This is a genomic window from Marinomonas sp. PE14-40, from assembly GCF_051623805.1.
Classification (GTDB): Bacteria; Pseudomonadota; Gammaproteobacteria; order Pseudomonadales; family Marinomonadaceae; genus Marinomonas.
Genome location: NZ_CP130700.1, coordinates 3,701,107 through 3,712,500 on the forward strand (window position 1 = coordinate 3,701,107; position 11,394 = coordinate 3,712,500).

The 11,394-nt window shown below is 42.9% G+C and carries 10 protein-coding genes and 1 rRNA gene (1 of these 11 only partly in view); 10 read left to right on the forward strand and 1 reads right to left on the reverse strand.

Features of this window, described 5'->3' with window-relative positions; all coding sequences use genetic code 11:
• The first annotated feature begins 126 nt into the window (after positions 1 to 126).
• The 3 genes from cgtA (at position 127) to Q0A08_RS17185 (ending at position 2,958) form a co-directional block, all read left to right on the forward strand.
• The gene (gene cgtA, locus Q0A08_RS17175; protein ID WP_438462704.1) at positions 127 to 1,332 is read left to right on the forward strand and encodes an Obg family GTPase CgtA; all 1,206 of its coding nucleotides are present in this window, start codon (positions 127 to 129) and stop codon (positions 1,330 to 1,332) included.
• A gap of 99 nt (positions 1,333 to 1,431) precedes the next feature.
• Positions 1,432 to 2,565 carry a glutamate 5-kinase gene (proB, locus tag Q0A08_RS17180; RefSeq protein WP_438462705.1) on the forward strand — a complete coding sequence of 378 codons (1,134 nt, stop codon included), beginning with the start codon at positions 1,432 to 1,434 and terminating at the stop codon, positions 2,563 to 2,565.
• 18 nt (positions 2,566 to 2,583) lie between these two features.
• Positions 2,584 to 2,958, forward strand: coding sequence for a diacylglycerol kinase (locus tag Q0A08_RS17185; RefSeq protein WP_438462706.1), 375 nt, complete (start codon positions 2,584 to 2,586; stop codon positions 2,956 to 2,958).
• Between the two features lie 64 nt (positions 2,959 to 3,022).
• Here Q0A08_RS17185 and rpsT read toward each other — a convergent pair whose 3' ends face one another.
• Positions 3,023 to 3,289 carry a 30S ribosomal protein S20 gene (rpsT, locus tag Q0A08_RS17190; protein WP_009836308.1) on the reverse strand — a complete coding sequence of 89 codons (267 nt, stop codon included), beginning with the start codon at positions 3,287 to 3,289 and terminating at the stop codon, positions 3,023 to 3,025.
• 232 nt (positions 3,290 to 3,521) lie between these two features.
• Between rpsT and murJ the strand changes: the two genes are divergently transcribed.
• From murJ to Q0A08_RS17225, 7 genes are all read left to right on the forward strand, one after another.
• The gene (murJ, locus tag Q0A08_RS17195) at positions 3,522 to 5,102 is read left to right on the forward strand and encodes a murein biosynthesis integral membrane protein MurJ (protein WP_438467660.1); all 1,581 of its coding nucleotides are present in this window, start codon (positions 3,522 to 3,524) and stop codon (positions 5,100 to 5,102) included.
• A gap of 159 nt (positions 5,103 to 5,261) precedes the next feature.
• Entirely contained in the window at positions 5,262 to 6,191 is a 930-nt protein-coding gene (gene ribF / locus Q0A08_RS17200) for a bifunctional riboflavin kinase/FAD synthetase (protein WP_063339866.1), read from the forward strand.
• Positions 6,192 to 6,238: 47 nt separating this feature from the next.
• On the forward strand, positions 6,239 to 9,061 hold the full coding sequence (ileS, locus tag Q0A08_RS17205; protein WP_438462707.1) for an isoleucine--tRNA ligase: 2,823 nt from the start codon (positions 6,239 to 6,241) through the stop codon (positions 9,059 to 9,061).
• Positions 9,061 to 9,567 (forward strand): signal peptidase II, encoded by a 507-nt coding sequence (gene lspA, locus Q0A08_RS17210; protein ID WP_438462708.1) that lies wholly within the window; start codon positions 9,061 to 9,063, stop codon positions 9,565 to 9,567. Before ileS ends, lspA begins: the two co-directional genes overlap by 1 nt.
• The gene (gene fkpB / locus Q0A08_RS17215) at positions 9,564 to 9,995 is read left to right on the forward strand and encodes an FKBP-type peptidyl-prolyl cis-trans isomerase (RefSeq protein WP_438462709.1); all 432 of its coding nucleotides are present in this window, start codon (positions 9,564 to 9,566) and stop codon (positions 9,993 to 9,995) included. Before lspA ends, fkpB begins: the two co-directional genes overlap by 4 nt.
• A complete protein-coding gene (gene ispH / locus Q0A08_RS17220; protein WP_438462710.1) occupies positions 9,992 to 10,948 on the forward strand; it encodes a 4-hydroxy-3-methylbut-2-enyl diphosphate reductase in 957 nt (318 codons plus the stop codon). Before fkpB ends, ispH begins: the two co-directional genes overlap by 4 nt.
• A gap of 412 nt (positions 10,949 to 11,360) precedes the next feature.
• Positions 11,361 to 11,394: ribosomal RNA gene (locus Q0A08_RS17225) — 16S ribosomal RNA — on the forward strand; it runs 1,505 nt beyond the window's last position.

The window sequence follows — 11,394 nt, forward strand, 5'->3', positions numbered from 1 at the left end:
ACCGAGTAAGAAAGAGCTCCGCTGTGGCGGGGCTTTTTTTTTGGAAAAATTATATAATAGATTTTTTGAGTGGTGCGAGCTTGTTTGCATCACTGATATTGTAATACACACCTAAGAGGTGATTCTGTGAAATTCGTTGATGAAGCCAGTATTTATGTGCGGGCGGGCAAAGGTGGAAACGGTTGTTTAAGCTTTTGGCGTGAGAAATTTATTGCTAAAGGTGGCCCTGACGGTGGTGACGGCGGTGATGGTGGTAGTGTTATCTTAGAGGCAGATGCTGCGCTCAATACCTTAATTGACTATCGTTATACTCGTCGCTATCAAGCTGAAACTGGTGAAGGTGGTAAGGGTCAAGACTGTACTGGTGCTAAAGGCGCCGACTTAACACTAAAAGTGCCTGTCGGTACGACTATTATTGACGAAGATACAGGTGAAACCCTAGGTGACCTGACTCATGATGGTGAAACTCTTTGTGTTGTTCAGGGTGGGCATAGAGGTCTGGGTAATGTGCGTTTTAAATCCAGTACTAACCGTGCGCCGCGCCAAACAACGAAAGGAACGGAAGGTGAAGAGCGTAATCTGAAGCTTGAGATGAAAGTTTTGGCGGATGTGGGTTTGCTAGGCTTGCCAAATGCGGGTAAGTCTACTTTTATTCGTTCTGTATCAGCTGCAAAGCCGAAAGTTGCGGATTACCCTTTTACAACGCTCGTGCCTAACCTGGGTGTTGTTAAAGTAAAGCAGCACCAAAGTTTTGTTATTGCAGATATTCCCGGCATTATTGAAGGTGCTGCAGATGGTGCTGGCTTAGGTATTCGCTTCTTAAAGCACCTAGTGCGTAACCGTATTTTGTTGCACTTGGTTGATATGGCGCCTTGGGATGATGTTACTCCGGCTCAAGCTGCTCAGGTTGCTGTGAATGAGTTGCATCAGTTTAGCCCTGTTCTGGCTGGGCGAGAGCGTTGGTTAGTATTGAATAAAATCGACATGGTGCCAGCTGAAGAGTTAGAAGAGCGCTGCCAAGCTGTGATAGATGCGCTAGGCTGGGAAGGTAAAACTTATCGTATTTCAGCAATTTCAGGTGAAGGTACTCAAGTTCTATGTTTAGACTTGATGACCAAACTGGATGAGATGCGTCAGTTACTGGAAGACAGTGAAGAGGCGCGTGAAGCTGAAGAAGCTATGCGTTTGCAGATAGATGAAGAAGGTCGTGAACGAATCAATTCATACCGTATGGTTAAGCGTGCCGAGGCGCATGCTGCTAAGGAAGCGGCAGAAGACGATGATGACTTCGACGATGATGATTATGATGTTGATGTGGAATATGTCCGTTAAGGGTGTGTTTGCTCGGTATTAAGTTTTGAAAATAAGGCATCTTGATTTTAGTTAAGGTGCCTTATTTTTTGGTCCTTTGGTGGGGAAGGCGAAAAGAGAATGTCACAGAATATTTCAAGAGAAAAAGTTGCTCAGGCGCAGCGAATTGTAGTGAAAATTGGTAGTGCTTTATTAACCAATGATGGGCAAGGGTTAGATGTTGAGCGAATAGGTGAGTGGGTTGAGCAAATTGCTCAGTTGCGCGCTATGGGTAAAGAGGTTGTGTTGGTTTCATCTGGCTCTATCGCAGCTGGCATGAAACGCTTAGGTTTTACCAAAAGGCCGACTCAGGTAAATGAGTTGCAGGCGTCTGCAGCGGTGGGGCAAATGGAATTGGTTGGTGTGTATGAGTCTCATTTTGTAAAGCATGACTTGCATACAGCACAGATACTGCTTACTCATGATGATTTGTCTAACCGTCGTCGTTACCTAAATGCTCGATCTGCACTGCGTACTTTGTTGAGCTTAGGGGCTGTGCCTATTGTTAATGAAAACGATACCGTAGTGACGGATGAAATTCGCTTTGGTGATAATGACACTTTGGGTGCTTTGGTGGCTAATCTGGTTGAAGCGGATCTTTTAATTATATTGACTGACCAGCAGGGTCTATTTGATAAAAACCCAAGAGACCATGCTGATGCGACATTAATTTCACATGCTTTAGCGTCTGATGAAAGGCTGGAGTCTATGGCCAGTGGTGGCGCTGGTGTTTTAGGTAGTGGCGGTATGCTGACGAAAGTGAAAGCGGCAAGCTTAGCTGCACGATCTGGTGCTGATACCTTGATTGCTTCAGGGCGAGAGCAAAATGTGATTGCTCGCTTAATGCAGGCTGAACTGTTAGGTACTTGGTTGCAGCCTGAGCAAGAGAGGCTTGTTGCTCGCAAGCAGTGGTTAGCTGGGCACCTTAAGGCGCGTGGCACACTAACACTTGATAGAGGGGCGATTAAAGCGCTGAAGTCGGGTGGAAGTAGTTTGTTGCCAGTAGGGGTGAAAGACGCATCGGGCGATTTTACTCGTGGTGAGATGGTGGTTTGTGTGAGTGAGGCTGGTGAAATAGTCGCGCGAGGTCTGGTTAATTATTCTGTTGCTGAGTCTTTGAAATTACTAGGAAAACCATCTTCTAAAATAGGTGAAGTATTGGGTTATGAAGGTGAGCCTGAATTAATTCATCGTGATGATTTGGTTATTGTTTAAATTAAATGGGGAATATGCATGGCGAAGCCGAGTAAGACTGGGTTGGCGAGAGTGATAGATGCGACTGGTTATTCGTTCCAAGGGTTGAAAGCTCAGTGGCAGTACGAAGCGGCTTTTAGACAAGAGGTTTGTTTGTTCTTGCTTGCTTTGCCCTTGGCTTTGTATTTCGGTGAAACTGGCCTTGAGCGTGCTTTATTGATTTTTGTTGTGGGACTTGTGGTTATCGTTGAGACGATCAATTCAGCGATGGAGGCTGTTGTTGATCGGGTCGGGGATGAGTATCACGAACTCTCTGGTAGGGCGAAAGATATGGGTTCTGCTGCTGTGTTTTTGGCCTTGGTGTTAGCGGGTTCGGTTTGGTTGCTAGTATTAGTGCCAAAGTATATGGTTTAGTAATATATTTTAGACATAAAAAAACCGGCTGATGCCGGTTTTTTTAATGCGACTTGAAAATCAATTAAGCAGCTAGTGCTTTGATTTTCGCGCTTAAACGGCTCTTATGACGAGACGCTTTGTTTTTGTGGTAAAGACCTTTACCAGCAGCTTTGTCCATTTGAGACGTTGCTGCAACGAATGCTGCTTGAGCGTCCGCTTGGTTACCTGCTTCAATAGCAGCATCTACTTTTTTCAGGTATGTGCGCACCATAGAGCGCAGGCCACCATTGTGAGCGCGACGCTTGATAGCCTGGCGTGCACGTTTTTTTGATCCGGCGGAATTTGCCACTTTATGGCTCCTTTGAATTCTCTAAAATGAAACGAAGCCGCACTCTGCGGTTTCGATGAATAAATGTCAAGTAATACTTGAAAATCTCGCGGCAAATTTTACCAGTTTTTTCACTTACCACAACCCCTAATTGAGTAAAAATTATCGGTTTTCATCCCCCTTTTTGCTTATTCACCTAGGTGTTGAGGTGTTATCCTTGCTGAAATTTAAAAAAATCATGTTTTGGATGGGTATGGAGTCACCAAAGTTGGAAGATAAGTCGGGATCAAAAGTTGCTAAAAAAAGACCATCTTTACTCAGATCCGGTGTGCTTGTTTCTATCTGTACTATGCTATCGCGTGTATTGGGTTTGGTTCGAGATGCGGCGCTTGCATTTGTATTAGGGGCGAGTGGAAGTGCGGACGCTTTTTATGTCGCCTTTAAGATACCAAACTTTTTACGCCGCTTATTTGCAGAAGGTGCCTTCGCTCAGGCTTTTGTTCCTGTGTTAAGTGACTATAAGGTGAATCAAGGGCAAACTGCTGTGAGGGAGTTAGTTTCCGCTGTCTCTGGTTCTTTAGGCTTGGTCTTGTTGTTGGTGAGTGCTTTGTTTATGGCGTTCTCGCCTTGGGTTGTTTATATCTTTGCTCCAGGTTTTGCTGATAATACGGAACAGCTTGCCTTGGCGTCTGACCTTTTGACTATTACATTCCCATATCTCATGTTTATTTCCTTAACGGCTTTAGCAGGCGGGATACTAAACAGTCATGATGAGTATGCTATACCGGCGATTACCCCGATCTTCCTGAATTTGTCTTTGATTATTGCGACTGTGTTTTTTGCAAATGATGCGCTGCAGAAAGAAACAGCGATTGCTTGGGGTGTGTTTGCAGCGGGTGCTTTGCAATTGGCTTTTCAGTTGCCATTTCTGGCTAAACTTAATTTATTACCTATGCCTAGTTTGGGGTTCTCTCATCCGGGCGTAAAGCGTATTTTTAAGCTCATGTTACCCGCTCTGTTTGGTGTGTCTGTTAGTCAAATAAACTTGTTGTTAGACACGATTCTGGCATCATTTTTACAAACCGGAAGTATTACTTGGTTATATTTATCTGATCGTTTATATGAGTTGCCATTAGGGATTTTTGCGATTGCAATAAGTACAGTTATTTTGCCTTCATTATCTCGCAGTTTTGCTGGTGAGGAATCTGAGCGCTTTACCTCAACTCTAGATTGGGGGTTAAGGACTGTGCTACTTATTGCTGTGCCATCTTCGCTTGCGCTTTATCTTTTAGCTGAGCCTTTAATTGCGACAATTTTCTATCGTGGTGCGCTAACGGTTCATGATGTCTCTATGGCAGCAGTGAGTTTGCAGGCTTACTCGGTGGGCTTGGTGTTTATGATGCTCATTAAGGTGCTGGCGCCAGCTTATTATGCAAGGCAAGATACAAAAACTCCGGTGAAGATTGGTATTATCGCTATGGTGGCTAATATGGCTTTTAACCTTATTTTGGTTGGGCCTTTTGGGCATGTTGGTTTGGCTATGGCCACAACGCTGTCTGCTGCTTTAAACGCGTTTCTTCTGTGGCACGGCTTGAGAAAAAGGTCGCTGCATCAGTTTAACTCAGATTGGATTAAACCTTGTTTCGCTATTTTGTTGGGCGTTTCTTGTTTGGCGGGTCTTTTGTTGTGGCACAACGCTCTAGCAGTTGATTGGACTCAATTGCCTGACTTGGAGCGAGTATGGCGAATTGCGTTAGTGGTTATTGTTGGTGTGTTGGTTTATTTTGCTGGACTGTTTTTAGGTGGTTTTAGGCCGAGAATGCTAAAAGCCTAATCCTTTGCTATCGCTTAGTTCTAATGATTTTTGAGTAATTTGGCCTAACAGTCCCTATATACTAATAGGATTTCGGGGCATGGCTATCGTCTCTCAATTAACTGCTATATAATCTCGGTTATTTTTTCAGCGAAACGTCTTTCTCTTTGATGGGGCAATATGGAGTTAATTCGGGGTATTCATAATATCCGACAACAACATCGTCAGTGTGTATTGACCATTGGTAATTTTGATGGGGTACATCTTGGGCATCAAGCGATTCTCAAACGAGTAAAAGAGTTGGCACAAAAGTATCAAGTGCCATCTTGCATTATGATTTTTGAGCCTCAACCAAGAGAATACTTTGCCGGTATGAAAGCACCGGGAAGGATTAGCCGTTTACGGGATAAATTACGTTTTTTGCAAGAGCAAGGTATAGATTACGTTCTGTGCATGCCTTTCAATAAAAAGATTCAAGAATTAGATGCTGAAGCATTCTGTCAGACTATTTTGCAGAACGGCTTGGCAGTGCAGCATTTGGTTGTAGGTGATGACTTCCGTTTTGGTTGTGATCGCCAAGGTGATTTTAGTTATTTAAATGAATTCGGTCAGCGACATCAGTTTGCTGTTGAAAATACACCTTCGGTCTTGTCTGATGAAGGTGAGCGAATTAGTAGCTCTTTGGTGAGAGAGAGTTTGGCTCATGGGCAGATGGTGAAAGCCGAAGCTTTATTGGGGCATCCTGTCATTTTATCGGGGCGTGTTGTTCATGGTCAGAAGTTAGGTCGTACACTCGGCTTTCCAACGGCTAATGTACATTTGAAAATTGCGAGCCCTGCCATGAGTGGGGTTTATGCAGTACAGCTTGTAAAACAAGGTGTTGCTTATAACGGTGTTGCCAATATAGGTTGTCGGCCTACGGTAAATGGTGTGACACCAATATTAGAAGTGCACTTATTCGAATATCAAGGCTCTTTATACGATGATTATGTATTGGTGCATTTTTGCCACTATATTCGAGAAGAGCGAAAAATGTCTGGCTTAGATGAGCTAGTTAAACAAATTCAATGTGACAAAGAAGCCGCTCAGCACTTCTTTGCAAATCAGTAACCTGATAATCAGCACCCTGATGATCTTTGAGGAAAAATCGAAAAACCATGAGTGATTATAAACCAACTCTGAATTTGCCAAATACTGACTTCCCTATGCGTGGAGACTTGGCAAAACGTGAACCAGCTATGCTTAAGCATTGGCAGGATATCGACCTGTATCAGAAAATTCGAGATACCAGTAAAGGTCGTAAATCTTTTATTTTGCATGATGGTCCTCCATATGCGAATGGCGATATTCATATTGGTCACGCAGTTAATAAAATCCTCAAAGATATTATTGTTAAATCTAAAACAGTAAGTGGTTTTGATGCGCCTTATATCCCAGGCTGGGATTGCCACGGTTTGCCTATCGAGCACAAAGTTGAGCAAATGATAGGTAAGGCTGGCACTAAAGTGACTCATAAAGAGTTCCGCGCTAAGTGTCGCGAATATGCTTTGACGCAAGTGAATGGACAGAAGAAAGATTTTATTCGTCTTGGTGTTATGGGTGATTGGGATAAGCCTTATCTAACCATGAATTTTGAGACGGAAGCTAATATAGTAAGAGCGCTTGGCAAGATTGCTGATAATGGCCATCTAGTAAAAGGCTTTAAGCCAGTTTATTGGAGTGTGGTTGGTGGCTCTGCATTGGCTGAAGCTGAAGTTGAGTATCAGGACAAAACATCCTTATCTCTTGATGTTCGTTTTGTTGTTGCTGATCAAGATGCTGTATTGGCTAAATTTACAGATGTTGAAGGTGAAGGTCAGGTATCTGTAGTTATCTGGACAACAACACCTTGGACATTACCTGCCAACCAAGCCGTTTCTCTACATGCAGAATTTAACTATGCTTTGGTTGAGCTTGACCTTGGCACTGGTAAAGAGCGTCTTATCCTAGCTGAAGACATGGTTGAAGGCATAATGGGTCGTTACGGTGTTGAAGAATATCGTATCGTTGGTCGTGCTAAAGGTGATGTGCTAAATGGCACGTTAATGCAGCATCCATTTGCTGGTCGCCAGGTGCCTGTGATTTTAGGTGATCATGTGACCACTGAAGCGGGTACTGGTGCAGTGCACACAGCGCCTGACCATGGTGTAGATGACTTTAATGTTGGTCGTGCTAACGGTTTAGGTACACTTAACCTAGTTAATGATGGTGGTGTATATACTGATGCAGCGGGTGCTTTTGCAGGACAACATGTTTATAAAGTTGATGCCGCTATCCTTGAGGCCCTAGAAGAAAATAAAGCATTAGTTAAGCAAGATAAAATCTTCCACAGTTATCCACATTGCTGGCGTACCAAAACACCGCTAATTTATCGTGCAACGCCGCAGTGGTTTATCAGTATGACCGAAGAAGGTTTGCAGGATAAAGCGCTAGATGCGGTAGAAGGCGTAAGCTGGGTGCCTAGTTGGGGTCAGAATCGTATTGAAGGTATGCTAAAAAATAGTCCAGATTGGTGTGTTTCTCGCCAGCGTACTTGGGGTGTGCCAATTACCTTGTTTATCAATAAAGATACACAAGAGCTTCACCCTGAAACAACTCGACTAGTTGAAGAGGTTGCTAAGCGTATAGAAAAAGAAGGCATTGATGCTTGGTTCGATTTAGATGCGGCGGAACTGCTAGGTGACGATGCGGATAAATACAGCAAGGTTACTGACACATTAGATGTTTGGTTTGATTCTGGTGTCACTCACTATTCAGTGATTGATCAACGTGACGAGCTAACTTTTCCTGCTGATCTTTATTTAGAAGGTTCTGACCAGCACCGTGGTTGGTTCCAATCTTCTTTGAAGACATCTATCGCTGTTCGTGGCGTGGCACCATATAAGCAAGTTTTGACACATGGTTTCACTGTTGATGGTGATGGCCGTAAGATGTCTAAATCTTTAGGTAATGTTTTATCACCTCAAAAGGTGATGAATAGCCTAGGTGCGGACATTATCCGTCTTTGGGTTGCTGCAACCGATTACACCACTGAAATGACAGTGTCTGATGAGATCCTTAAGCGTGTTGCTGACTCTTATCGCCGTATTCGTAATACGGCTCGCTTTATGATGGCGAACCTGAATGGCTTTGATCCAGTGACTGATATGGTTGCTCCTGCTGATATGTTGTCTTTGGATTGTTGGGTTGTAGATCGCGCTGCGCAATTGCAAAAAGAGATTGATCAAGCTTATAACGAATATCAGTTCCATACTGTAAATCAGAAAATTCAAAACTTCTGTTCAGAAGATCTTGGTAGTTTCTACTTGGATATTATTAAAGATCGTCAGTATACGACTCAAGAAGACAGCCTTGCTCGTCGTTCAGCTCAAACGGCTTTATTTCATGTTATGGAAGCCTTTACCCGTTGGATCTCTCCAATCTTGAGTTTTACGGCTGATGAAATTTGGCGTTCTATGCCTGGTGAACGTGCTGAGTCTGTATTCCTAGAGACTTGGTATGAAGGTTTAGTAGAGCTAGATGGAAGTGAAGTGCAAGGTCGTGAGTTCTGGAAACAGATATCAGAAGCGAAAGTAGCAACTAATAAGGTATTAGAAGCTGCTCGTAGCGAAGGTAAGATCAAGGCGAGCTTGAGTGCTGAAATTACACTTTATTGTGATGATGCCCTCACGGCTAATTTGAATGTGCTGGGTGACGAGCTAAGGTTCGTGCTTATTGCATCTAACGTTACTGTGAAACCTTTGGCGCAAGCTGGCGATGATGCAGTTGAGTCTGAGATGGAAGGTCTTAAAGTAAGTGTGCAGCTAAGTGAAAAAGCGAAGTGTGTTCGCTGTTGGCATCACAGGGAAGAAGTCGGTCAACGTGAAGCTCACCCAGAACTTTGTGATCGTTGTATCAGTAACTTGCCTGATGGAGAAGGTGAAAAACGCCTTTACGCTTAATGACTAAGTCTTTTGTATGGCAACAACTCCAGCGCTGGTGGGCGCTGGCGTTAATTATTTTTGGCTTAGATTGGCTGGTTAAGCAATGGGTTGATACCAGTTTAAGGTATGGACAAGAGATATCTGTCTTGCCTTTTTTTGATATCACTCTCAGATACAATACTGGTGCTGCATTTAGTTTCTTGGCAGATGCTGGTGGATGGCAACGATGGTTCTTCTCTATTATTGCTGTTGTGGTTGTGATTGGAATTAGTTGGCGCTTAGTTAAAATTGCCTCTTCCAATTACTGGGAGGCCTTATCCTTAACTCTTATATTGGGTGGTGCGATAGGAAACCTTTATGATCGACTTGCCTACGGTCATGTTGTTGATTATCTACAATTCCATTGGCAACAAACCTGGTACTTTCCCGCTTTTAATATTGCCGATTCGGCCATCACTTTAGGTGTAATTGTGATGTTGCTAGAAGGCTATCTGAATAAAAAATTTACGAACAAGAGCAAATGATAATGATTTCAAAAACAAGCCAGATCACAATGCATTTTGAGTTGGCATTAGAAGATGGTCAGTTAGTTGACAGTAATTTTGATAAAGCGCCTGCTGAATTTAAATTTGGTGATGGTAGTTTGCTGGAAGCGTTTGAAGATGTGTTGCTTGGATTGAAAGAAGGTGATGAGCGTGAGTTTGCGATGACTCCAGAAAAAGCTTTTGGCCAGCATAACCCGAATAATGTTCAACTTATGCCTCGTAGTCAGTTCGATATGGATCTTGAAGAAGGCATGATAGTGTCTTTTTCTGATGTTGGTAAAAATGAATTGCCGGGTGTCATTGCTTTGATAGGTGATGATGAGGTGACGGTTGATTTTAATCATCCTCTAGCAGGGCGAACGTTAACTTACCGAGTCAAAGTCGTAGCTGTATCGGAGTCTGTATGAGTTTTGCTATCCAATTAGCAAACCCGAGAGGTTTTTGCGCAGGTGTTGATCGCGCGATTGATATTGTTAGTCGTTGCTTGGATTTATTCGAAGCGCCTATCTATGTTCGCCATGAAGTTGTGCATAACAAATTTGTGGTTGAGTCCTTAAAGGCGCGCGGAGCAGTTTTTGTTGATGAGCTGGATCAAGTGCCTGACGATAATTTGGTTATCTTTAGTGCTCATGGTGTCTCTAAGGCGGTACGACTTGAAGCAGGAAATCGTGGCCTTAAAGTATTTGATGCAACTTGCCCGCTTGTAACTAAAGTACATTTAGAAGTAGTACGTTATTCTCGCGATGGTATGGAGTGTGTGCTTATTGGTCATGATGGGCATCCTGAAGTTGAAGGTACCATGGGGCAGTATGACTATAGTCAAGGGGGTCATATTTACTTAGTTGAAAGCCCTGAAGATGTTGCCAAGTTAAAAGTTAAGAATCCAGAGAAGTTGGCCTTTGTTACGCAAACCACTTTATCTATGGATGATGCTTCTATTGTTATTGATTCTTTGCGTGAACACTTTCCTTTAATACGCGGGCCTAAAAAAGACGATATCTGTTACGCGACTCAAAATCGTCAAGATGCGGTTAAGAAGTTGGCAGAAGAGTCCTCATTAGTATTGGTAGTAGGTTCGGTAAATAGTTCTAACTCTAATCGCTTAAAAGAATTAGCTGAACGCATGGGTGCAACAGCGTATCTAATCGATAATGCTGATGAAATTAAATGCGAGTGGTTAAAAGGTATAGACAGTATTGGTATTACTGCTGGTGCGTCTGCCCCTGAAGTGTTGGTGCAAGAAGTTATTGCTCGTTTAGAGTCTGAAGGTGGTGAAAGTCCAAAAGAATTGGCTGGCCAAGAAGAAAATGTCTCTTTTTCTATCCCAAAAGAGCTAAGAATCGTCGACTTGACTAAATAAGCAACAGAAAATGAGCGAATTGCTATTTATTTGAATTAATTCATAAAAATAGCAAAAAGCGCTTGCCATAAAATCTGAGATGTATATTATACGCATCCACTGACACGGGGTAGCAAACAAAGCTTACACCGACAAGCTACCAAGTAGCTAACTACAAACGTTCACTCTTATTTAGAAAATGTTTAGTAAGTCAGACGCTCTTTAAAATAGTTAATCAGATAATTTGTGTGGGCACTCGCTAGAGACTTCAGCAGGTTATTCGAGTTGTTAATTACTACGGTGATTGATGTTCGAATGACTACAAAAAAATTGAAGTCTTACGAGAGTCGATACTAGAACGCTTTATGTTTGATTCGTTAGTTCGGATCGAGTTTTAAAGTCAGCAGTAAAGATTTGAGTGAGCAATGATTTTAAACTGAAGAGTTTGATCATGGCTCAGATTGAAC

Bases quoted from the DNA above. Each gene is read 5' to 3' on its own strand.
- lspA (WP_438462708.1), top strand. From the start codon at position 9,061: ATGACTAAGTCTTTTGTATGGCAACAACTCCAGCGCTGGTGGGCGCTG.
- fkpB (WP_438462709.1), top strand. From the start codon at position 9,564: ATGATAATGATTTCAAAAACAAGCCAGATCACAATGCATTTTGAGTTG.
- ribF (WP_063339866.1), top strand. From the start codon at position 5,262: ATGGAGTTAATTCGGGGTATTCATAATATCCGACAACAACATCGTCAG.
- ileS (WP_438462707.1), top strand. From the start codon at position 6,239: ATGAGTGATTATAAACCAACTCTGAATTTGCCAAATACTGACTTCCCT.
- Q0A08_RS17185 (WP_438462706.1), top strand. From the start codon at position 2,584: ATGGCGAAGCCGAGTAAGACTGGGTTGGCGAGAGTGATAGATGCGACT.
- murJ (WP_438467660.1), top strand. From the start codon at position 3,522: ATGGAGTCACCAAAGTTGGAAGATAAGTCGGGATCAAAAGTTGCTAAA.
- proB (WP_438462705.1), top strand. From the start codon at position 1,432: ATGTCACAGAATATTTCAAGAGAAAAAGTTGCTCAGGCGCAGCGAATT.
- ispH (WP_438462710.1), top strand. From the start codon at position 9,992: ATGAGTTTTGCTATCCAATTAGCAAACCCGAGAGGTTTTTGCGCAGGT.